The 21,417-nt window shown below is 66.4% G+C and carries 19 protein-coding genes; 10 read left to right on the top strand and 9 right to left on the bottom strand.

The annotated features are described in order from the left end of the window. Window positions 1-21: 21 nt before the first annotated feature. Complete coding sequence (locus AC1DYS_RS25800) at window positions 22-711, bottom strand: response regulator transcription factor (protein WP_477904430.1); 690 nt, start codon at window positions 709-711, stop codon at window positions 22-24. Between the two features lie 319 nt (window positions 712-1,030). On the opposite strand from AC1DYS_RS25800, the gene egtD reads away from it, so the two are divergent. Continuing rightward, the gene (gene egtD, locus AC1DYS_RS25795) at window positions 1,031-1,945 is read left to right on the top strand and encodes an L-histidine N(alpha)-methyltransferase (RefSeq protein WP_477904429.1); all 915 of its coding nucleotides are present in this window, start codon (window positions 1,031-1,033) and stop codon (window positions 1,943-1,945) included. Between the two features lie 11 nt (window positions 1,946-1,956). Beyond that, window positions 1,957-3,210 (top strand): ergothioneine biosynthesis protein EgtB, encoded by a 1,254-nt coding sequence (gene egtB / locus AC1DYS_RS25790; protein WP_477904428.1) that lies wholly within the window; start codon window positions 1,957-1,959, stop codon window positions 3,208-3,210. A 15-nt stretch (window positions 3,211-3,225) separates the two neighbouring features. Here egtB and AC1DYS_RS25785 read toward each other — a convergent pair whose 3' ends face one another. After that, a complete protein-coding gene (locus AC1DYS_RS25785) occupies window positions 3,226-4,587 on the bottom strand; it encodes a tetratricopeptide repeat protein (protein ID WP_477904427.1) in 1,362 nt (453 codons plus the stop codon). A gap of 211 nt (window positions 4,588-4,798) precedes the next feature. Between AC1DYS_RS25785 and AC1DYS_RS25780 the strand changes: the two genes are divergently transcribed. The 6 genes from AC1DYS_RS25780 to AC1DYS_RS25755 all read left to right on the top strand — a co-directional run bounded on the left by AC1DYS_RS25780 (window position 4,799) and on the right by AC1DYS_RS25755 (window position 9,939). Further along, window positions 4,799-5,845, top strand: a complete 1,047-nt coding sequence (locus AC1DYS_RS25780) for a LacI family DNA-binding transcriptional regulator (RefSeq protein ID WP_477904426.1) — start codon at window positions 4,799-4,801, stop codon at window positions 5,843-5,845. A 92-nt stretch (window positions 5,846-5,937) separates the two neighbouring features. After that, window positions 5,938-6,903: a Bug family tripartite tricarboxylate transporter substrate binding protein gene (locus tag AC1DYS_RS25775; protein ID WP_477904425.1), complete on the top strand. Its 966-nt coding sequence runs from the start codon at window positions 5,938-5,940 to the stop codon at window positions 6,901-6,903. Window positions 6,904-6,935: 32 nt separating this feature from the next. Further along, window positions 6,936-8,285, top strand: a complete 1,350-nt coding sequence (gudD, locus tag AC1DYS_RS25770) for a glucarate dehydratase (protein ID WP_477904424.1) — start codon at window positions 6,936-6,938, stop codon at window positions 8,283-8,285. A 56-nt stretch (window positions 8,286-8,341) separates the two neighbouring features. Then, window positions 8,342-8,827, top strand: a complete 486-nt coding sequence (locus AC1DYS_RS25765; RefSeq protein WP_477904423.1) for a GNAT family N-acetyltransferase — start codon at window positions 8,342-8,344, stop codon at window positions 8,825-8,827. A gap of 105 nt (window positions 8,828-8,932) precedes the next feature. Next, window positions 8,933-9,325, top strand: coding sequence for a VOC family protein (locus AC1DYS_RS25760; protein ID WP_477904422.1), 393 nt, complete (start codon window positions 8,933-8,935; stop codon window positions 9,323-9,325). A gap of 11 nt (window positions 9,326-9,336) precedes the next feature. Continuing rightward, on the top strand, window positions 9,337-9,939 hold the full coding sequence (locus tag AC1DYS_RS25755; RefSeq protein WP_477904421.1) for a DUF6151 family protein: 603 nt from the start codon (window positions 9,337-9,339) through the stop codon (window positions 9,937-9,939). 44 nt (window positions 9,940-9,983) lie between these two features. On the opposite strand, the gene AC1DYS_RS25750 is transcribed toward AC1DYS_RS25755, so the two are convergent. Beyond that, window positions 9,984-11,393, bottom strand: a complete 1,410-nt coding sequence (locus tag AC1DYS_RS25750; protein ID WP_477904420.1) for a hypothetical protein — start codon at window positions 11,391-11,393, stop codon at window positions 9,984-9,986. Window positions 11,394-11,700: 307 nt separating this feature from the next. Between AC1DYS_RS25750 and AC1DYS_RS25745 the strand changes: the two genes are divergently transcribed. Further along, complete coding sequence (locus AC1DYS_RS25745; protein WP_477904419.1) at window positions 11,701-13,485, top strand: aspartyl protease family protein; 1,785 nt, start codon at window positions 11,701-11,703, stop codon at window positions 13,483-13,485. Window positions 13,486-13,569: 84 nt separating this feature from the next. Beyond that, window positions 13,570-14,766, top strand: a complete 1,197-nt coding sequence (locus AC1DYS_RS25740) for an FAD-dependent oxidoreductase (protein ID WP_477904418.1) — start codon at window positions 13,570-13,572, stop codon at window positions 14,764-14,766. Here the strand turns inward: AC1DYS_RS25740 and AC1DYS_RS25735 are convergent, their stop codons facing one another. The 6 genes from AC1DYS_RS25735 to AC1DYS_RS25710 all read right to left on the bottom strand — a co-directional run. Beyond that, entirely contained in the window at window positions 14,767-15,867 is a 1,101-nt protein-coding gene (locus tag AC1DYS_RS25735; protein ID WP_477904417.1) for an SMP-30/gluconolactonase/LRE family protein, read from the bottom strand. It abuts the gene before it with no gap. Window positions 15,868-15,955: 88 nt separating this feature from the next. Further along, window positions 15,956-17,530: a galactarate dehydratase gene (garD, locus tag AC1DYS_RS25730; protein WP_477904416.1), complete on the bottom strand. Its 1,575-nt coding sequence runs from the start codon at window positions 17,528-17,530 to the stop codon at window positions 15,956-15,958. Window positions 17,531-17,675: 145 nt separating this feature from the next. Then, window positions 17,676-18,659 carry a Bug family tripartite tricarboxylate transporter substrate binding protein gene (locus tag AC1DYS_RS25725; RefSeq protein ID WP_477904415.1) on the bottom strand — a complete coding sequence of 328 codons (984 nt, stop codon included), beginning with the start codon at window positions 18,657-18,659 and terminating at the stop codon, window positions 17,676-17,678. A gap of 37 nt (window positions 18,660-18,696) precedes the next feature. Beyond that, on the bottom strand, window positions 18,697-19,791 hold the full coding sequence (locus AC1DYS_RS25720) for a lactonase family protein (RefSeq protein ID WP_477904414.1): 1,095 nt from the start codon (window positions 19,789-19,791) through the stop codon (window positions 18,697-18,699). Between the two features lie 81 nt (window positions 19,792-19,872). Continuing rightward, window positions 19,873-20,964 (bottom strand): porin, encoded by a 1,092-nt coding sequence (locus tag AC1DYS_RS25715; RefSeq protein WP_477904413.1) that lies wholly within the window; start codon window positions 20,962-20,964, stop codon window positions 19,873-19,875. A gap of 161 nt (window positions 20,965-21,125) precedes the next feature. Beyond that, window positions 21,126-21,417, bottom strand: a 292-nt coding sequence (locus tag AC1DYS_RS25710; protein WP_477904412.1) for a TRAP transporter large permease subunit, incomplete at its 5' end; no start/stop codon positions are given.

Raw genomic sequence — 21,417 nt, 5'->3', positions numbered from 1 at the left:
GGCGTCCTCAACCCGGGGCTGTCATCTCGGGACGAAGACGTAGCCTTCACCGCGGATCGTGTCGATCCACTCTTGCCCTGGCGCAGCCTCGGCGAGCTTGCGGCGCAGCCGGGCCACCTGAACGTCGACCGTGCGGTCGAGCGGCTTGTAACCGCCGCTCTGCACGGCGTCGCTGAGCTCGGTGCGAGACAGCGGCTTGCCGGGCACGCGGGCAAGCGCAATCAGCAGCTTGTATTCGACACTGGTGAGCAGCACGGCTTGCGTGCCCGCCAGCACCTCGCGCCTCAGCAGGTCGATGACCAGGCCTTGGAAGCGAAGCTGCGGCACGTCGGCGCGGCCCGGTGCCTGGCGGCGCAGCAGCGCGCGCACGCGGGCCACCAGCTCGCGCGGCTCGAAGGGCTTGGGCAGGTAATCGTCCGCCCCGATCTCGAGGCCGAGCACGCGGTCCATGGGGTCGCCCCGTGCGGTGAGCATCACGATACCCAGCGTGGGGTGGGCGGCGCGCCAGCGGCGGCACACGTCGAAGCCGTTGGCGTCGGGCAGCATCACGTCGAGCAGCACGGCCTCCGGCTGCTGCTGAGCCAGCGCCCGCTCGCCGTCACCCGCCGTGAGCACGGTGTGCACGGCCCAGCCCTCGCGTTCGAGCAGTTCTCCCACCATGCCCGACAGTTCGGCGTCATCGTCGACCATCAGGACCAGGGGTTTGCTCATGGCGCTGAAGTCTAGAGCGCGTGGTGCGCCGCAGCGGCAACATTTCAAGCTTGTCGCAAATCGTCGCAAGCCGTGCTGTGACGCGTCGTCGCGGGGCGTGGCATGCCAAATGCCAACGTGTAAGAAACCCCTTTCCGGCGACGACGAGGGGTTGCAGGTAGTCTGCATCGAAGGCGTCGGGCGGGATGTCAGCTGCTGGCAGCTTTGTTGCCAACAGCGCAGGTCTCCGACGATCATGGCCGACGGTCGCTGAAGGTGGCCGCCGGGCTTGCTGTTTCTCTTGGTGGCTTCTCACCAGGCCCCTCACTCAGGAGAGTTCATGACCGACGCCATACGCGAAATCATCGAGGGCCTGAGCCGGCCCGTGGCCTCCATTTCTCCCAAGTATTTCTACGACGCCCGCGGCTCGGCGATCTTCGAAGACATCACGCGGCTGCCCGAGTACTACCCCACCCGTGTCGAGCGCGAGATCATGCGGCGCCATGCCGACGACATCGCCCGCAAGGTCGGCACCGGCCGCACCGTGATCGAGCTCGGTGCCGGCAACTGCGAGAAGGCACGCGATCTGTGCGAATCGATCGCCGCCTCGCGCTTCGTTGCGGTAGATATTTCCGAAGAATTTTTACAGCAGGCGGTGAAGCGTCTGCAGGCCGAGCTACCCGCTCTGAAGGTGCGCGCCTTCGGTGCCGACCTCACCCGTGAGATCGTCATGCCGGCCGACGTGCCGCAGGCGCATCGCCTGTTGTTCTACCCCGGCTCGTCGATCGGTAACTTTGACCCGCCCGAGGCCCGAGGCCTGCTGACCCGCATGCGGCACATGCTGCAAGACGACGGGGCCCTGCTGATTGGCGTCGACCTGCGCAAGGACGTGGCGGTGCTCGAAGCCGCCTATGACGATGCGGCCGGCGTCACGGCGGCTTTCAACCTGAATGTGCTGACCCACCTCAACCGCCTGATCGGCAGCGACTTCGACCTCAAGCACTGGAAGCACGTGGCCTTCTTCAACGCAGAAGCCTCTCGCATCGAGATGCATCTCGAGGCCGTGGCCGACACCATCGTGCAGTGGCCGGGCGGCGGACGCGCATTCGCACGCGGCGAGCGCATCCACACCGAAAACAGCTACAAGTACGACATCGAAGGCTTTGCCCGCCTGCTCGACGACTCCGGTTTCCACCGCACGGTGGCCTGGACGGACGAGCGGCGCTGGTTTGCCGTCGTCCTGGCTTGTCCTTGATCCCAACACCCATGCACGAACTGAACGCTCGCGAACTCGCCGCCCACTACCGACACGTTCGCGATCAGACGCTCACGCTGGCCGATGCGCTGTCGCCCGAAGACGCTGCCGCGCAGTCGATGCCCGATGCGAGCCCGGCCAAGTGGCACCTGGCGCACACCACATGGTTCTTCGAGACCTTCGTGCTCGAGCGCTGGGAGAGCGGCTTCAAGCCCTTCGACGTGGCGTTCCGCGTGCTCTTCAATTCGTACTACAACGCCGTCGGCGACAAGCACCCGCGGCCGCAGCGCGGGCTGCTCACGCGGCCCGCGCTCGACATGGTGCTGGCCTACCGCGCCGACGTCGACCGCCGCGTGCAGCGGCTGATCGGGTCCGCCGATCAGGCTGCGCTCGAACTCATCGAGCTCGGGCTGCACCACGAGCAACAACACCAGGAACTGCTGCTCACCGACATCAAGCACCTCTTCTCGTGCAACCCGCTGCTGCCAGCCTACGGCAAGCTCGCGCCGCGCGAGGTGTTGGCACAGCCGCTCAAGTGGCACGCGTTCGAAGAAGGGCTGACCGAGATCGGCCACGCCGGCGACGGCTTCAGCTTCGACAACGAAGGCCCGCGCCACCGCACGTTCGTGCAGAGCTTCGAGCTGGCCTCGCGCCTCGTCACCAATGCGGAATATGCAACCTTCATCGCCGAGGGCAGCTACCAGGACCCAGGGCTTTGGTTGTCCGAAGGCTGGGACTGGCGCAATGCCAACAAGCGCGAGCACCCGCTCTATTGGCGGAAGGAAGAAGCAAGGCAAGACAGCGGCTGGCAGGAGTTCACCCTCGGCGGACTGCGTGCCCTGAACGCGCACGAGCCGGTGGTGCATGTCTCGTACTTCGAAGCCGACGCCTATGCGCGCTGGGCTGGTGCGCGGTTACCGACCGAGGCCGAGTGGGAGCGAGCCGCGCACCTCACCGGCTGGCAGGGCAGCGGCTGCGTGCAAGACGATGGCCGCTTCCACCCCGCCCCGGCCGGCGACGGCGGCAGCGTGCAGCAGCTCTTCGGTGACTGTTGGGAGTGGACGGCCAGCGCCTACCTGCCGTACCCCGGCTTCAAGGCCAGCGCAGGCGCGGTCGGCGAGTACAACGGCAAGTTCATGGTCAACCAGATGGTGTTGCGCGGCGGCTCGTGCGTGACGCCGCGCTCGCATCTGCGGGCGAGCTACCGCAACTTCTTTCCGACCACGGCCTGCTGGCAGTTCAGCGGCATTCGCCTCGCGCGCTGAACGAGCGCCGCTCCCTCAGGCGGGCTTGAAGTCCACCAGCGCCGCACGCACCTGAGTGAGCACGGTGGCCCAGTCGCCGCGGCTGGGTTGGCGGAACAGGCGCACTGCACCTGGGTACCAAGGCGAATCGTCTCGGCAGGAGAGCCAGCGCCAGTCGGGCATGTGATGCGGCAGCATGATCCAGCAGGGCTTGCCCATCGCGCCGGCGAGGTGCGCCACGGCGGTGTCGACCGTGACCACGAGATCGAGGTTGGCGACCATGGCAGCGGTGTCCGCAAAGTCGCCAATCTCGTCGGGCAGGCAGACGAGGTCCAGGCCCTGCGGCGGATTCTGGGCCTGCGCTTCACCGCAGCCTTTTTGCAGGCTGATGAATGCCACACCGTCGATGCCGCCGAGCGGCTGCAGCAGATCGAGCGATGCGATCGAGCGCTCGTCGTCGTTCTCGAACTTCGGGTTGCCCTGCCACACCAGCCCGACACGCAAACGCGCTTGCGGCAGCAGAGTGTTCCAACGTGCGGCGGCCTGCTGGTTCGCATGCAGATACGGCAGCGCGGCAGGGATGCCGTGCAGGCGTGTCTTGCAATGAAACGGCAGGCTCATCAATGAGGCCCAGCAATCCCAGTTGCCGGCCGGCAGTGCAGCGTCGAGGCTCAGCACCTCGTCGACACCGGGCATCGACGCCAGCAGCGTCTGCAAGGCCGGCGGGCACACCAGCGTGATGTGGCGCGCGCCCTGGTCGCGCAAGACCTGCGCATAACGCGCGAAGTGAATCATGTCGCCCAACCCGCTCTCATGGCCGATGAGGATGGACTTGCCTTGCAGGGACTCGCCGCGCCAGCGCGGACAGGTGATGCTCGCGGGCGGCGTGTACTTCCACGTGCGCCGCTCGAGGTGCGCCCAGCCTTCTTCGAAGCGGCCTTGCCGCAGATAGAGGTAGGCGAGGTTGATGTGTGCCTTGGCGTAATCGGGGTCGATCAGCAGGCTGTTCACGCAGCAGGTGATCGCTTCGGCGTAGCGCGCCATCTGTGCGCACAACACGCCGAGGTTCGACCATGCGGCGGATGACTGTGGGTTGAGCTGCAGCGCATTCAGGTACACGGCCTCGGCTTCGCGGAACCGTTTCATCCGGGCAAGCAGGGCGCCGTAGTTGAGGAGGATCTGCGGGTTCGACGCGTTCAGCGCCAGCGCGCGGCGGTAGCAGGCATCGGCTTCTTCGGGCGCGTTGGCTTCGTCAAGCAGCCAGCCAAGATTGGCGTGCGCTTCGGCCAGGTGAGGGGCGATTGCCACCGTGCGGCGGAAGCAGTCTTCCGCGTCGGCGTAGTTGTGGGCGGCGATCTGGCGGGTGCCTTCGAAGAAGAGCTGTTCGGCGGCTTGCATGGGTTGAATTGCAGCACCGGGGGCTGCCCTGCAAACCGCGAAAAAGCTGGCAGAAAAGGGCCGCGAATCACGATTGGTAACGGACTCACCTTCGGCATGTCTCAGCCCGACCGGATTCCCAGGCGCAGGCACGGCACACCTTCGACAGACTCAGGGGCGATTGAAATGGGCGCGAATGGTAGCGGTGTCATCCGCAAAGCTACACTGCCGCATGACCGTCGAAGAGCCCTCTACCGCAAGACGCCCTCGCCGCGGCGGCGGTGGCATCACCCTCGGCGACGTGGCGCGGCTGGCTGGCGTGTCGCCCATCACCGCCTCGCGTGCACTCAACACCCCTGACCACGTCGCCAAGGAGACCTTGGCCAAGGTGCGTGACGCCGTGGCGCGCACCGGCTACGTGCCGAACCGCATGGCTGGCGGGCTCGCCTCGTCGCGCAGCCGCCTAGTGGCCGCGGTGGTGCCCACCATCTCGGGCCCGGTGTTCATGGAGATGCTGGAGTCGTTGACCGCAGCGTTGGCAGATGCCGGCTACCAGCTCATGCTGGGGCAGAGTGGCTACACCGAGTCGCGCGAAGACGCGCTGCTCGACGCCATCATCGGCCGCCGGCCCGACGGCATCGTGCTCACCGGCATCATGCATTCGGCAGCCGGGCGCCGACGGTTGCTCGCCGCCGGCATCCCGGTGGTCGAGACCTGGGACCTCACCCCTACGCCGATCGACATGCTCGTTGGTTTCTCCCATACACAAGCCGGAGCCGCAGTGGCGCGGCACCTGCACGCCAAGGGCCGGCGCCGCCTCGCCTTGCTGAGCGGCGACGACGAGCGTGCGCAGCGCCGCAACCAGGGTTTCATCGACGAAGCCGTGCGGCTCGGTCTGGCGCGCGACGCGGTCGACGTGCCGGTGCGTCTCGTGCCGGCACCCACCACGCTGGGCGGTGGCCGCTTCGGCCTGGCGCAGCTGCTAGACACCGCTCCCGCAGTCGACGCGGTGTTCTGCAGCTCCGACCTGCTGGCGCTCGGCGTGCTGACCGAAGCCACGGCCCGCGGGATCGACGTGCCCAAGCAGCTTGCCGTCATCGGCTTCGGCGACCTCGCGTTCGCGGGCGACGCCCATCCCGCGCTGAGCACCGTGCGCATCGACGGCACCGGCATCGGCCGACAGGCCGCGCAATTCATCGTCGACCGCGCCGAGGGCCGCCCGGTGGCCGAGAAGGTGGTCGACCTGGGCTTCCAGATCATCGAGCGGGCGAGCGGCTGAACTTTGCCTTCGTGGGGTTTTTGCAGCCGCCGACGGTAGCGCTACCATAGAATACTGTTAGCGCTACCAAATGGCTTTGCTGGAGACACACCATGAACCGACTGCTGCTCACCCTCGCCCTCTCGATCGCCGCGCTGGCCGGCACGCCAGCTCAGGCCGCCTGGCCCGACAAGCCGGTGACCATCGTCGTGCCGTTTCCGCCCGGCGGGTCCACCGACACCCTGGCCCGCGTGCTCACGGGGCCGCTGCAAACCGCCTTCGGCCAGAGCTTCGTCGTCGACAACCGCGCGGGTGCCACCGGCACCATCGGCGCCGGCCAAGTGAAGCGCGCGGCGCCTGACGGCTACACGCTGCTCGTGTCCTCGCTCGGCCCCTTCGTGATCGCGCCGCACCTCATCAAGAGCATGCCGTACGACGCGCTGAAAGACTTCGATCTGCTCACCGTCGCAGTGCGTGCCCCCAACGTACTCGTGGTGCCCGCGTCATCGCCGCTGAAGACCGTGGCCGACGTGATCGCCGCTGCGAAGAAAGACCCGGGCAAGCTGACGTTCGCCTCGTCGGGCAACGGCTCGTCCGACCACCTCACTGCCGAACTGTTCTGGTTGCAGTCCGGCACCAGCGGCACGCACGTTCCGTACAAGGGCGGCGCGCCGGCGATTCAGGATTTGCTGGGCGGCCAGGTAGACGCCTCGTTCCAGAACGTCAATGCCGTGCTGCAGCACATCGCTGCCGGCAAGCTGCGCGCGGTGGCCGTCACCGGTGACAAACGCTCCGCCGTGCTGCCCGACGTGCCCACGCTGAGCGAGAGCGGCGTGAAGGGCGTCGACGTCTACTCGTGGCAGGGCATCGCCGCGCCCAAGGGCCTGCCCGCCGACGTGAAGACCAAGCTGCACGCCGCGCTGGTGGCCGCGCTCAACGACCCGCAGATCAAGGCCGACTTCGCCAAGGTGGGCGTCGAGGTCGTGGCCAACACGCCGGCGCAGTTTGCGAGCTTCCAGCAGTCCGAATTCGCACGCTGGAAGAGCCTGATCGAGACGCGCAAGATCACCGCGGAATGAACCCGAACCCACGCAACGAACCAGCGCGCACCATGTCGACTCACACCACCTCCACCCCCAAGATCACCGCGATGCGCGTGATCCCGGTCGCCGGCCGGGACTCGATGCTGCTCAACCTGAGCGGCGCGCACGGCCCCTTCTTCACGCGCAACCTGGTGCTGCTGACCGACAACGCCGGCCGCAGCGGTGTGGGCGAGGTGCCGGGCGGCGAGAAGATCCGCCAGACGCTCGAAGACGCAAGCAAGCTCGTGATCGGCCAACCGGTGGGCGACGTGCAGCGCGTGCTGCGCACCGTGCGAGACCTGTTCGCCGACCGTGACTCAGGCGGCCGCGGCCTGCAGACCTTCGATCTGCGCACCACCATCCACGTGGTCACCGCCATCGAATCGGCCATGCTCGACCTGCTGGGCCAGCACCTGGAGCTGCCCGTTGCGGCACTGCTCGGCGAAGGCCAGCAGCGAGACTCGGTCGAGATGCTCGGGTACCTGTTCTTCGTTGGCGACCGCACGCGCACCGATCTGCCCTACGCCACACCGGCCGATGAAGCCGCGGATGCCGATGACTGGCAGCGGCTGCGCCACGAGATGGCGATGACGCCCGACTCGGTGGTGCGCCTGGCCGAAGCTGCCCGTGCGCGCTACGGCTTCAACGACTTCAAGCTCAAGGGCGGTGTGCTGAGCGGCGACGCCGAGGTCGAGGCGGTGAGGGCGCTGCACGAGCGCTTTCCGCAAGCGCGCGTCACGCTCGACCCGAATGGCGGCTGGATGCTGAAAGAAGCCGTTCGCCTGATGCGTGACCTGCACGGCGTAGTGGCCTATGCCGAAGACCCGTGCGGCGCCGAAGACGGCTTCTCGGGCCGCGAGGTGATGGCTGAGTTCCGCCGCGCCACCGGCCTGCCCACCGCCACCAACATGATCGCCACCGACTGGCGGCAGCTCACGCACGCGCTGAGCCTGCAGTCGGTCGACATCCCGCTTGCCGACCCGCACTTCTGGACCATGGCGGGTTCGGTGCGCGTGGCGCAGACCTGCCGCGACTGGGGGCTCACCTGGGGCTCGCATTCGAACAACCATTTCGATGTGTCGCTCGCGATGTTCACCCACGTCGGCGCCGCCGCACCCGGCCGCGTAACGGCCATCGACACGCACTGGATCTGGCAAGACGGCCAGCGCCTGACCAAGGAGCCGCTGCAGATCGTCGGCGGCCACGTTCAAGTGCCCAAGAAGCCCGGCCTCGGTGTCGAGCTCGACATGGCCGAGGTGGAAAAAGCGCATGCGCTGTACAAGCAGCACGGACTGGGTTCGCGCGACGACGCGATGGCCATGCAGTACCTTATCCGCGACTGGAAATTTGATCCCAAGCGGCCCTGCATGGTGAGATAGTGGAGACGTCCACCACACCGTGATGCCCGGCGCGTGCCGGGCGAGGGGGATCGATCGTGATCATCCTGAGTCCCATGCGGCCAGAGGCGTTCGAGTCGTTCGCCGAAGAGGCCATCGCCGGGTACGCCACCGACAACGTTCAATCCGGTCGGTGGCCGAGTGAGTTGGCGCTGGAGCGTTCGCGTGCCGAGTTCCACCGCCTTTTGCACCAGGGCCTGCAGACGCCCGGTCACTTCGTTTTCGAGATCCAGCACCAGCCCACCGGCGAGCCTGTCGGAGTGCTCTGGTTCGCCATCATCGAGAGCGGTGATGTGCGCTCGGGCTACGTCTACAACATCCGCATCCACCCCGATTTCCGCGGGCGCGGATACGCGAAGGCGGCGCTCGACCTGATCGAGAAGTTCGCCATCTCGCAGGGCTTGTCGTCGCTGGCATTGCATGTCTTCAGCTTCAACACCGGTGCGCAGGCCTTGTACCGATCCATCGGCTATGGCATCAGCGGAATGAACATGTTCAAGCCGTTGCGGCGCGATGGCATGTGATGGCCGCGCGCTCTCCGACACGCGCAACCCATTGGGCCTTTGCAATCGCTCGTTCGGCATGCAGTTTGCCGGGCTGGGTGGAACCCGGCCAACGTGGAGGTGCCCATGCACAGAAGCCGACTCGCCACCCTCGTCATCGACTGCCAGACCGAACGCCTCGACGAAGCCGCCAGCTTCTGGGGCAGTGCGCTCGGCCGACCCACGCGATCGCTCAACGACCCGCAGAACGCCAACTACCGCGAGCTCGCCGGCCCGGACTCCGAAGTGCAGGTGCTCGTGCAGTCGGTGTCACACCCCAGTCGCGTTCACGTCGACATCGAGACCGATGACATCGATGCCGAAGTGCACCGGCTCGAATCGCTCGGCGCCAAGCGCGTCGCGCAGGTCAAGAGCTGGTGGGTGATGGAGGCTCCAACCGGCCAGCGCTTCTGCGTCGTCCGCCCGCAGCGCCCTGACTTCGAGGCGCATGCCAACGAATGGCCGGGTAGCGCGGTTTGACGAGACGAGCCATGATCACCCGACACCCTTTGCGCTGCAGCTGCGGCAAGGTCCGCGGCCACATTCAACTGCCCGCAACGACCGGCCGAGCCGTCTGCTACTGCAAAGACTGCCAGGCCTTTGCCCACTTCCTGCAACGGGCTGGCGACGTGCTCGATGAAGCCGGCGGCACCGACATCATCGCAACGATGCCGGCGCAGGTTCACATCGAGCAAGGCTTCGACGCGGTGCAGTGCATGTCGCTCTCCGACCGCGGGCTGCTGCGCTGGTACGCGAGCTGCTGCAAGACGCCGATCGGCAACACACCGAGAGACCGCAAGACGCCTTACATCGGCCTGATCCACAACTGCCTGTCGGCGCAGCCCCTCGAACCGTCGTTCGGGCCGGTGAAGGTGCGCATCAACACGCACGCTGCCCACCAGCCCGTCAAGTCCACACCGCTTGCCAGCGTCATGGCGGTGTTGAAACTCATGAGTACGATGATCCCGGCGCGATTGCGCGGAGCTTATCGAGACAACCCGTTCTTCGACGCCGCGACCGGCGCGCCGATCAGGCAGCCGCAGGTCCTCAGCGCTGTACAGCGGGCGCAGCTGGAGCCGATGTCGGCGGACTGACCCCCACTCGCAGGCGGCATCGCGCCTGCTGAACCTTCACCAACTCACTGGCGGGTGGCTGTCCACGTGCCCGAGACCGACAAGCTGGTGCTGTGCCACGGGCCTGAGCCGGTCGTGGCGCCGAATGATCCGCTGAAGCTCGCATCGCTGGAGGTGCTGCCGAGCGTGAGGCTGCCGTCGGCGGCTGCGGTGCCGCTGACGATGAAGCTGCCGCCCAGTCCGGTTGAGGTGCAGGTGCCGATCACGTGGCCGGCGGCGTTGACGGTCATCGCAGCGCAGTTGCCTGTGTCGCCGCCGACATAGCTGACGCTCCAGACGCCGCCGGCCGAGACCGGGTGGGCCGAGATTGAAGGCGGCGTGATGCCCAGCGCAGTGCTCAGCGCTTCGAAGGCGACCTTGTTCAGGCGCGTCTGGGTGCTTGTCGTCAGCTTGTCCTGGAAGCCGAAATACACCTTGCCGGAGAGCTGCACGAAAACGCGAGAGAAGGTCTGCACGCTGGCTGCGGCGGGCAGCCCGGAGAAGCTCATGATCGGTGTCGTGCCGTTGGCCGCGATGCTGTTGGCAAAGCTGCCGGTACCGGCCACCGTGCAGTTGCTTTGCACCGACGTGCTGGTGTTGACGTCGCACAGGTAGTACGTGACGCTGGTGCCTCCACCGAAGGCCACCCGCATGCGCTCCTGCAAGCACACCGTTGTGCCGCAACCGGCAGTGCCATGCAGCCCGCCCATCGTCACCGAGTTCGACGTGGTGATCGTCGTACCAGCGGCTGGCACCGGGAAGGCCGTGACCAGGGTGGTCAGGCTGGTGACGCCGTTGCCGACGGTGCCGTCGGTCGGGTCGTAGCCGACCGGCGTGCTGAGGTCGGTGTTGACGATCTTGCGGACCTTGGCACCCGCCGGCATCGTGCCCGAGAGGCCGGCCGCGGACACGCCATTCAATGTGGAGGAGGTGTTGACGCTCAGATCTTGCGCCAACGCAACGACGCTCGCGATCGACTGGCCGCTGACGTCGCTGTCCGTGCGCGCCGACTGGCCGGTGTAGCCGTAGTTGTAGGTGTAGCTGCTGCTCGCCCCGCCGGTATTGGTGTTGGGTGTCGCGCCGTTCAACGGCGTGTGCCAGCCGCTGGCGGTGACGTAGCGATTGGTGCTGTACACCACGACGGCAGGCTTGCCGTTGCCGAGGGCTTCGCGTACGTCGTAGTAGGTGTAGAGGCCTGCTGAATCGGAAACGTTGTCGCTGTAGTAGTAGCGCAGCGCGTAGTTGCCGGTATCGACGAAGTTGAAGTCGCGAACCGTGTAGCTTGCGGCCGTGGCCGTCTCGGACGGCGGCGGCAGGGGAACGGAATCCGCCGAGGAGCCCCCGCCGCCACAAGCGGCGAGCGTGGCCAGCATGAGTACAGCAACGGCGGACAGGGAAGTCGCAGCCCAGTGGGCGCGGAGGGTGGTGTGTGTCATTGATCTACCTCGTGACATGAACGGAATATGAAGAGGCGAAAAAGCGGCCGCGGAGAGTCCGCGCGATTCTGTGGTGTTGACTTCGATTCAATAAGACAGCCCGTCAACAACTTGATCGAACCGCAGCTTTCTGCACGGAATCAACCCACGGACCGTGCTCGTGCAGTTGTTTGCACCGTGTGGTGCCTGAATCGAACCTGGGTCGGCGACACCGTCCCCATCGCCTGCGCCACATTGAACGAGGCGCCGTCGCAAATGGGGGGCGCTGGGCAGCACAATGGCCTCACTCAGACGCCGGAACGTTCGCATGCCGCTCGCACCCACACTGCTTCGTCGCGCCGGTCACATCGCCCTTTTTTGCGCCGCGCTCATGCCCTTGGCTGCCAACGCGAAATGCCAACTGCAGTCGTTCGACATCCCAATCACGATGAAACGGCAGCGTGCGGTGGCTCAGCTGCGTGTGAACGGAACGGAGACGCCGTTCACGGTCGACAGCGGCATGTTCTTCAGTTCAATGACCGAGGCGGCGGCGGCCCAGCTGAACCTCAAGTCGCGCCGGACCGAGTTGGGCGTGTGGGGCGTGACAGGCCGTGCCGACTTCAAGGTGACCCGCGTGGAACGGCTCGGGGTGCAGGGTGCAGAAATCAACGGCGTCGAATTCCTGGTGGGCGGCAATGAACCCGGCGCTGGCACCATGGGCCTGCTGGGACGCAATGTGCTCGGCATGGGTGACACGGAGTACGACCTGGCCAACGGGTTCGTGCGCCTCATGCGCCCGAACGCAGACTGCGCGGACGCCGACCTCGCGTATTGGACAGACACGACACCGGTCGTCGTGGTGCCGTTGATCACCCAGCTTCGCGCCAAGCTCCCGTCCATCCAGGCCAAGGCCAGCATCAACGGCAAGAGCGTGAAGGTGCTGTTCGACACCGGGGCCAGGTCGCTCCTGACGCTGAGTGCGGCCAAGCGCCTGGGCCTGATCGATGACGAGACCCGCTTGCCACCTGCAGGCACGGTGCTCGGCATAGGCCGAGGTGAACGCCCCTCATGGATCGTGCCAGTGGCCAGCTTCGAGCTCGGCACCGAGCGCGTCAACAACATCCGCTTGCGCGTGGCCGACATCATGGACATGGACGGTATCGACATGCTGATCGGCATCGACTTCTTCCTGTCGCACCGCATCTACGTGGCACGCAGCCAGAATCGGCTTCTGTTCACCTACAACGGCGGGCCGGTGTTCTCTCTTTCGGAGAAGTCGGACGAGCCGGCCGCCGCCGATGAAAGCAATGCCGATGCACCGCAAGACGCGGCCGGCCTGTCACACCGCGGCGCGGTCTCTGCTGCGCGCGGCGATCTGAAGCACGCCTTGGCCGACCTGGACCGCGCTGTCGAACTGGCGCCCGAGGTGGCAGGCTATCGAGCGCAGCGTGCCCAGCTGAAACTGGGCCTGCGTCAGCGCGACGCGGCGCTGGCCGATCTCGACGAGGCGCTGCGTCTGGACCCGCAGGCCGATGAGGCGCGACTGGATCGTGCCGCGGTCCTCCATGCCAACGGCGCCGTGGACGCTGCACGCGCAGACCTGCAGGTGCTGGACGGCCGCGTAGCGCCTCAATCGAACCTGCGCCGCAGGATGGGCGAGCTCTTCCTCTCGCTGGACGAGCCACTGCTTGCGGTGCCGCAGTTCGATCAGTGGGTGGCGTCGCACTCTCGCGAGGCCCTTCTGGACAGGGTACTCAATTCACGATGCTGGGCGCGCGCGCTGGCCAATACGCAGCTGGACAAGGCCCTGGACGATTGCGACGAGGCGCTCGATGCGCGTCCCAAGGAAGCGACCTACCTGGACAGCCGCGGCCTGGTGTACTTGCGCCTGGGGAAATGGAAGAAGGCGATCGCCGACTACAACGCGGCGCTGGCCTTGAACCCCAAGTTGGCATGGTCGCTGTTGGGGCGAGGCCTAGCCCAACTGCAGGTCGGCGCCCGCGATCCGGGGCTGGCCGACATCGCCACTGCCAAGGCGATGCGCCCTCGCATCGAGGCCGATGCGCATCACTACGGGCTCGACGCGCCGGCCGACCTGGGTGTTGCTCCTTGAGCGGCCCGAGCATCGCATGACGTCTCGCCCGCAACCCCGTGCCACTGCAAGAGAATGCAAACCCAGTTTCCACGGTTGAACTCAATGCAACGTCGCCAGTTCATCGGTGGGGCCGGCGTGACGCTGGCCTCGCTGTCTTCGATTCCTTTCTCGAAAGTGTCGGCACAGACAGTGCCCGCTGGGCCACTGCCGGAGTTCCCGGCGTTTGCTTCGATGCCGCCGTTGGCCCGCATACGCGCCACCCCCGATCGCATCATCGACGTCTCCGTCTGCACGCGTCCGTTCCGCGCTGAAGGCCCACGCATCGAGGCGCAGCAGCTGCGCCACCAGACCGTGATCCACAACTATGGCCATGGCGGCAGTGGCTGGTCCTTGTCGTGGGGCTCGGCGATGCTGGCGGTGCGCCTGGCGCTGGCCACGAAAGAGAAGCACCTGGCGGTGATCGGCTGCGGCGCCATCGGTCTCACCTCCGCCCGTGTCGCACAACGCGCCGGGTTGAAGGTGCGCATCTACTGTCGTGATCGGCCGCCAGAGGTGCGTTCGTCGGCAGCCACGGGCGTGTGGTCGCCCGACTCGCGCATCTGCACCGAAGCGAATGCGACACCTCAGTTCCAGCAGCGTTGGGAGACGATGGCGCGCTACTCGTTCCGCATGTACCAGAGCCTGCTCGGCTTGGCGGGCGACCCGGTGGAATGGCGTGACGGCTATGTCTTGTCCGACACGCCGTTCGACCAGCCGGCGCCATTCAGTGCTGTGTCCGAGGCGCACCCCGAGCCCGAGTACCCGGAGCTCGAACGGCTGCTGCTGAGTGACATCCGGCCGCGCTCACAGCCGCTGTCGCGCGAGCAGCACCCGTTCGCCGTGCCGCATGCGCGCCGCTACAGCCAGATGGTGTTCAACCTGCCGTCGTACACGCGCTTGTTGATGGACGACTTCTTTCGCGAAGGCGGCGAGATCGTGCACCGCGAGTTCGAGAGCCCACGCCAGTTCGCCTCACTGAAGGAGCGCACGCTGATCAACGCCACCGGTTACGGCGCGCGTGCCTTGCTGGGCGATGAATCGATCATCCCGGTGCGTGGGCAGACGGCGCGGCTGATCCCACAGCCCGAGGTGAACTACGGCATCACTTGGCGCGGCCACAACCTCTCGGTCGTGCCGCGGCGCGATGGGATCCTCGTGCAGGCGCAGGCCGAAGGCGATTTCGGCAATGCCGACAGCACGCCCGACCGTGCGGCGTCTGATGCAGCCGTCAATCGGCTCGCAAGCCTTTTCGCGAGCTGATCAAACCGCCCCGTGTGCCTCGACGTACAGGGCGTACAGCGAATGGCTGCTCGTCATGTAGAGGCGGTTGTTCTTCGGGCCGCCGAAGCAGAGGTTGGCGCAGCGCTCGGGCAGGCGGATGTGCGCGAGCGGCTTGCCTTGCGGGTTGAACACCATCACGCCGTCGAGATCTTCGGACTTGCCCTTGAGCTGGAAGACCTTGCGCCCGCCCATGTCGGTGGGCTCCGGCTGCAGTGCGCCGTTGCTCCCCCAGCCGCACCAGAGGTTGCCGTCGCGGTCGACCTTGAAGCCGTCGAGCGCGCCCTGGTCGGCGGCGTCGATCAGCTTGGTCTTGTTGGTGCAGCTGCCGTCGGCACCGACGTCGTAGCTCCAGATGCTGCGGTTGGGTGTGCCCTTCCATTCGACGACGTAGAGCTTCTTCTCGTCGGGTGAGAAGGCGAGACCGTTCGGGTTGACCAGTTCGGTGATCGCGGCGGTGATCTTGCCGTCGGAACCGATGCGGTAGACGTTGGTCGTGGCCTGCTCGGGCTTGGCGCGCGAGCCTTCCCATTCGCCGTTGATGCCGAACAGCGGGTCGGTGAACCAGATGCTGTCGTCGGACTTGACGACGATGTCGTTCGGCGCGTTGAGGCGCTTGCCCTCGAAGCTGTCGGCCAGCACGGTGATCTTGCCGTTGCTCTCGGTGCGGGTGATGCGCCGCGTGACCGAGTGCTCGCAGGTGACGAGCCGACCTTGCCGGTCGCGCGTGTTGCCGTTGGCGTAGTTGGCCGCGTTGCGGAAGACGGTGAAGCTGCCGTCGCGCTCGCTGTACTTCATGATGCGGTTGTTCGGGATGTCGCTCACCAGCACGTAGCCGCCATCGGGAAAGTACACCGGTCCTTCGGCCCAGCGCATGCCCGTGGCCACCTGCTCGATGGTGCTGCTGTAGATGCGGTACTTGGCGAAACTCGGGTCGAGGATCTGCACTGCCGGGTCGGGGTAGCGCTGGTTCGGCTTGAACTCGAAGGCCTGGGCGAGTGCTGCGCTGCCCAGCGTCGCGAGGGCGGTGCCCGCAGCGGCTTTCAGGAAGCGGCGGCGGGGCGCCGATGAACTCTCGTGCATGTCTTGTCTCCTCTTGTGGTTGTGAGGACGCCAGCGCGATGCGCCGCGCACCCTTCTCGACAGGCTCAGGGCGAACGGAGGCGCGCGCTCAGGTCACCGGCGCTGGGTTGAACAGCACCAGCGCGTTGTGCAGCTTCCAGTGCTCGGCCCAGGTCTTCTTCTTGCCGCTGGCCACGTCGAGCATCAGGTGGAAGAGCTCCCAACCCACTTCTTCGATGGTGGCCTCGCCATCGGCGATGCGGCCCGCGTTCACGTCCATCAGGTCGTGCCAGCGCCTTGCGAGGTCACTGCGCGTGGCCACCTTGATCACCGGCACCTCGGCCAGGCCGTAGGGCGTGCCTCGTCCGGTGGTGAACACGTGCAGGTTGATGCCCGCGGCGAGCTGCAGCGTGCCGCAGATGAAATCGCTGGCCGGCGTGGCGGCGTAGATCAAACCCTTCTGCTTGACCTTCTCGCCGGGTGAGAGCACGCCGCTGATCGGCGCGCTGCCGCTCTTGACGATGGAGCCCATCGCTTTCTCGACGATGTTGGAGAGCCCGCCGGCCTTGTTGCCCGGCGTGGTGTTAGCGCTGCGGTCGACACGGCCCTTGGCGAGGTAGGCGTCGTACCAGGCCATCTCGCGGATCATCGCGTCGGCTACCTCGGGTGTGCTGGCGCGTGAGGTGAGCTGGTCGATGCCGTCGCGCACCTCCGTGTTCTCGCTGAACATCACGGTGGCACCGGCGCGTACCAGCAGGTCGGTGCAGAAGCCGACCGACGGGTTGGCGGTGACGCCGCTGAAGGCGTCGCTGCCGCCGCACTGCACGCCCACCACCAGCTCGCTGGCCGGCACGGTTTCGCGGCGGCGTGCGTTCAGGCGTTCGAGGTGCTCTTCGGCGGTGTTCATGATCGAATCGATCATCGACATGAAGCCGACGTGCGATTCGTCCTGTAGGCACACCACGTCGAGCTTGGCTTCTTCGTTGGTGCCGATGTCGGCCACGTTGCGCTCGTCGACGATGGCGAACGAGCCCGGTGGCAGCAGGCGCTCGGGCTGCAGCTTCTCGCAACCCAGGCTCACCACCATCACCTCGCCGCCGAAGTTGGGGTTGAGGCTGATGTTGCGCAGCGTGCGAATCGGGATGATGGCGTCGGGCGCGTCGATGGCCACGCCGCAGCCGTAGGTGTGCTCCAGGCCCACCACGTCGTCGACATTCGGGTACTTGGGCAGCAGCTCGCTTTTGATGCGCTTGACGGCGAAGTCGAGCACGCCGGCCACGCACTGCACCGTGGTCGTGATGGCGAGGATGTTGCGGCTGCCCACCGAGCCGTCGGCGTTGCGGTAGCCCTCGAAGGTGTAGCCCTCGAGCGGCGGCTGTGCGGGCGGCTTCACCGTCGCGATGGGCAGGCCTTCGAGCGACAGCGCCGAAGGCATCTCGAGCAAACGCTCGTGCACCCAGCTGCCGGCGGGAATGGCTTTCGCCGCGCGGCCGATGGTCACGTTGTAGCGGCGTACCGGCTCACCGGCGGCGATGTCGACCAAGGCCACCTTGTGGCCCTGCGGCACCTTGTCGACGAGCGTGAGCCCGTTGTCGAACACCGTGCCGGCAGGCAGCCCGCCGTTGTTGGCGACGATCGCGACGTTGTCGCGATCGTGCATGGTGATGAAGAGAGGTGCGCTCATATGAACTCAGGTCATTCCCACAAAGCTGCGAATCCGCGAGCCAGCGAAGCGACGCTCACATCAAGCAACGCCCGCGGAGCCGGCTTTGCCGGTCCGCCAGGTGGCGCCCCTTGGGGGCAGGAGCGAAGCGACTGGGGGGCTGTATTCATTCAGGTTTGACTTTCCCGTCCTTCACCACCTTGGTCCACTTCGCGATTTCGGTGCGGCCGAAGGTCGCGAACTGCTCGGGGGTGTTGGGGCTGTAGACAAGGCCCAGGCCTTCCATTTTCGTCTTCACCTCGGGCTGCGCCAGGATCTTCGCGACCTCGGCATTCATGCGCTGAACGATGGCAGGCGGCGTGCCGGCGGGCATGTAGAGCGCCTGCCAGCTGGCCACGTCGAAACCTGCCACGCCGGCCTCTTGCAGCGTGGGCGTGTTCGGCAGCGCAGGGCTGCGCTGGCCCGAGGTCACGGCCAGCGCGCGCACCTTGCCTGACTGGATGTGCGGCAGCGCGACGGTCACCGTCTCGAAGCTCATCGGGATCTGGCCGGAGATCACGTCTTGCACCGCCGGTGCGCTGCCCTTGTAGGGCACGTGCATCAGCTCGGCGCCGGCCAGCAGCTTGAAGAGCTCACCCGACATGTGTTGCGAGCTGCCTTGGCCGGCCGATGCGAAGGCGATGTCGCCGGGCTTGGCCTTGGCTGCGGCGATCAGGTCTTTGACCGTCTTGTACGGCTGCTCGGCACCAACCAGCAGCACGTTGGAGATGCTGCCGAGCAGGATCACCGGCGCGAAGTCGGTGGCCGCGTTGTAGGGCATCTTGGGCTGCAGCGCCGGGTTGATCGCGTTGCTGGAGATGGTGCCGATCAGCATCGTGTAGCCGTCGGGTGGCGACTTGGCCACCAGGTCGGCGCCGATCACGCCACCTGCACCGGCCTTGTTGTCGATGACGATGGTCTGCTTCAGTGCGGCCTGCAGCTTCTCGCCGATCGTGCGGGCAAGAATGTCCGAGGTGCCGCCGGCCGAGAAGGGCACGATGAGGCGGACGGGCTTGTTGGGCCAGGTGTCTTGAGCCAGTGCGGCGCTGGTCGCCAGCGCAGAGAGGCCCAGGGCAATGGAGAGGGCGAGGGTGTGGCGGCGTGTGGTCATGATGATCCTTGGTAAAACAAAAACGGGCTCTTCTGCCTCAGGGCAGGTCCACGATCTCGACCCAGTTCGGGTTCTGGCCGACTGGGTAGCGCTTGAGCAGGCTCAGGCTGCCGTCGGCAGGGGAGATGGCATGCACGGACACGCTGTGCGATTCCTGCCCTGTTGCGAGCAGGTAGCGGCCAGAAGGGTCGATGGCAAAGCCGCGCGGTGTCTTTTCGGTCGGCACCTGGCCGATGGTCTTCAGCTCGCCGGTCGCAGCGTCGACCTTGTAGGCGGTGAGCGAGCTCGTGGTGCGCTCGGACGCATAGAGGTAACGGCCGTCGGGTGAGAGGTGCAGGTCGGCGGCCCAGGGCTTGCCGGTGAAGCCGGTCGGCAGCGCGGTCGTCACCTGCCGCTCGCTCAGCGTGCCACGCGCGGGGTCGTAGGCGAAGACGTAGAGCGATGCGTCGAGTTCGCACAGCAGGTACATGAACTTCTGCGCGCGGTCGAACACGAAATGGCGCGGGCCGGACTTGGCGCGCGTCTTCGTCAATGCGGGGTCATTCGCGCTCAGCGTGCCGGTGCTGTCGTCGAAGCGCCAGGACGAGAGGTTGTCGCCGCCGAGGCTGGTGGCGAACACCAGGCGGTTGCTCGCATCGGGCTGGATGGAGTGTGCGTTGGGTGACGTGGCGATCAGCTGCTGCACAGCACCCGCCGCGCCATCCTTGCCGATCGAGTTGACGGTGATCTTGTTGCCGCCGTAGGACGCCGCGAACAGCCAGCGGCCGCTGCGGTCGGTGGCGATGTTGGCCATGCTGTCGGCCAGCGAGGCCTCGCCCAGCTTGCGCAGCTGGCCGGTGCCGGGGTCGATGGCGAAGCTCGCCACGCGAAAGGGTTGCGAGCGCAGCGCGGCATAGAGCACGCGCTTGTCGGGGCTCACGGCGAGCGGCATCACGGTGCCGCCGACCTTGACGGTCTCGACGGGTGTCAGCTCGCCGCTGCGCGCGTCGAGCGAGAGCACCGAGATCTCCTGGCTGTCGGCGTTGGAGATGTAGGCGTAGGTGGTTGCCGAGGCGTTGCCGGCGGCGAGCACCGCGACCACGGCGGATGCGAGCGCGCGCCAGAGGCATCGGACAGGGTGAAGGCTTTGCATGTGTGTTTCCGATTCGAGTTCTGTGTCTGGCGCGTTCGTTCGTGGCAAGGCACCCTCGCGAGTACCTTGCCGATCAACCCATCACCAAGCCATCCGCAACCCCGCCTGGACGACCCGGTTCTCGGTGATGTACTCCTTCAGGTCCCCGGTGGAGACCGAGAAGCCCGCATACAGGAAGGTTGACTTCGACAAGCCATAACGCCCCGCAAAAGCCGCCTTGCCCAGCGTCACGTCCTGCCCCGCCGCGCTCTCGTACTTCACCCCCGAGTAATTGACGCCCAAGGTCAGGGCCCCGACCGGAATCTCCACCCCCACCGTGTAGCCGTCGATCTTCGCCACCGTGAACGTGCCCTTGCCGCTCGTCACCGACAGGTTCGACCCGGTGAAGGCGCCATTGCCCGCGGTGGTGGTCAGGTCGTCATTGCGCTGGATGCCCCCCAGCACCTTCAGCACCCCGAAGTTGTAGTTCGCCGCCACGGTCAGCGACTTGTTCGTGTTGTCACCCGTCGTGCGCGACTTGTTCCACTCGTACGACACCGCCGCATTCAGCGGCCCCGACGAAAAGCCGAACTTGGTGCCGTGGAAGCGGTCCGCCGTCGCCTCGCCCGGGGCGAGCTGGGCTGCCACGTAGAAGCCGCCCATCGACGGCGTCTGGTACTGGATCACGTTGTTCGCGCGTGGCGCATTCAGCCAGAACGGCAGCGCCTTGCCCAGGTTCGTCACCCCCGTGCCCTGGTTGTTCACCGCCGCATTGCCGAACGGGTTCGACAGGCCCATCGTCGAGTCTTCCAGGATGTACTGGCGGCCCAGGCGCACTTCGCCGAACGAGGCGGAGGACAAACCCACATACGCTTGGCGGCCGAAGGCGAGACCGCCCTGGCCCAAGGCGCCGGTGTCGGCCGACAGGCCACCTTCCAGCACCGCGTTGGCGCGCAGGCCACCGCCCAGGTCTTCGCCGATTCGCACGCCCCAACGCGAGCCATTCAGCCCGTTGACCACACCGTCGTTGAGCTTCCAGACGTTGGTGCCACCGGCGGCGCTGCCGGCCTTGTAGTTGTCCACGGCCAGGTCGATCAGGCCGTACAGCGTGACGCTGGACTGGGCCTGCGATGCGCCGGCCGCCAGCAGTGCGGCCGCGGCCAGGAGGGCCTTCTCGATGGTTCGGGTTTGCATGTCTCTCTCCTCGTTTGAATTGAAGCCGTTGGTTTGCGGTGCGCCTTCGGAGGCGAGCCCCGCCCGCATGCCACGGCCATGGCGCGCGGGGTCAGAAAAGAGTCAGGTCGTTGGGGTGATCTGTTCCTGTCTTGATGCCTGCATGTCGGCCCGATGCCGCTTCAGCGAAACACCAGGTTAGGCAACCAAAGCGAGAACGCAGGCACATAGGTGACGAGCATGAGAGCGAAGATGAGAGCGCCATAGAACGGCCAGATGGTCCGCATCACCGTGCTCACCGAGACCCCACCGATGGCACAGCCCACGAACTGCGTCGTACCGACCGGAGGCGTGTTCAGCCCCAGCGCGCAATTGATCAACATCACCATGCCGAACTGGATCTCCCCCATGCCGTACTTCTGGCAGATCGGCAAGAAGATCGGCGTGCACACCAGGATCGTCGCCGCCATGTCC

The sequence above is a fragment of the Rhizobacter sp. P2_G4 genome (assembly GCF_056403575.1).
Note: the sequence above shows the minus strand (reverse complement) of the source record. Positions and strands in the feature narration are given on the sequence as shown.

Bases quoted from the DNA above. Each gene is read 5' to 3' on its own strand.
- AC1DYS_RS25720 (WP_477904414.1), bottom strand. From the start codon at position 19,791: ATGCAAAGCCTTCACCCTGTCCGATGCCTCTGGCGCGCGCTCGCATCC.
- AC1DYS_RS25760 (WP_477904422.1), top strand. From the start codon at position 8,933: ATGCACAGAAGCCGACTCGCCACCCTCGTCATCGACTGCCAGACCGAA.
- AC1DYS_RS25745 (WP_477904419.1), top strand. From the start codon at position 11,701: ATGCCGCTCGCACCCACACTGCTTCGTCGCGCCGGTCACATCGCCCTT.
- AC1DYS_RS25735 (WP_477904417.1), bottom strand. From the start codon at position 15,867: ATGCACGAGAGTTCATCGGCGCCCCGCCGCCGCTTCCTGAAAGCCGCT.
- garD (WP_477904416.1), bottom strand. From the start codon at position 17,530: ATGAGCGCACCTCTCTTCATCACCATGCACGATCGCGACAACGTCGCG.
- AC1DYS_RS25750 (WP_477904420.1), bottom strand. From the start codon at position 11,393: ATGACACACACCACCCTCCGCGCCCACTGGGCTGCGACTTCCCTGTCC.
- egtD (WP_477904429.1), top strand. From the start codon at position 1,031: ATGACCGACGCCATACGCGAAATCATCGAGGGCCTGAGCCGGCCCGTG.
- AC1DYS_RS25785 (WP_477904427.1), bottom strand. From the start codon at position 4,587: ATGCAAGCCGCCGAACAGCTCTTCTTCGAAGGCACCCGCCAGATCGCC.
- AC1DYS_RS25725 (WP_477904415.1), bottom strand. From the start codon at position 18,659: ATGACCACACGCCGCCACACCCTCGCCCTCTCCATTGCCCTGGGCCTC.
- AC1DYS_RS25780 (WP_477904426.1), top strand. From the start codon at position 4,799: ATGACCGTCGAAGAGCCCTCTACCGCAAGACGCCCTCGCCGCGGCGGC.
- AC1DYS_RS25740 (WP_477904418.1), top strand. From the start codon at position 13,570: ATGCAACGTCGCCAGTTCATCGGTGGGGCCGGCGTGACGCTGGCCTCG.
- AC1DYS_RS25800 (WP_477904430.1), bottom strand. From the start codon at position 711: ATGAGCAAACCCCTGGTCCTGATGGTCGACGATGACGCCGAACTGTCG.
- AC1DYS_RS25715 (WP_477904413.1), bottom strand. From the start codon at position 20,964: ATGCAAACCCGAACCATCGAGAAGGCCCTCCTGGCCGCGGCCGCACTG.
- AC1DYS_RS25755 (WP_477904421.1), top strand. From the start codon at position 9,337: ATGATCACCCGACACCCTTTGCGCTGCAGCTGCGGCAAGGTCCGCGGC.
- AC1DYS_RS25775 (WP_477904425.1), top strand. From the start codon at position 5,938: ATGAACCGACTGCTGCTCACCCTCGCCCTCTCGATCGCCGCGCTGGCC.
- egtB (WP_477904428.1), top strand. From the start codon at position 1,957: ATGCACGAACTGAACGCTCGCGAACTCGCCGCCCACTACCGACACGTT.
- gudD (WP_477904424.1), top strand. From the start codon at position 6,936: ATGTCGACTCACACCACCTCCACCCCCAAGATCACCGCGATGCGCGTG.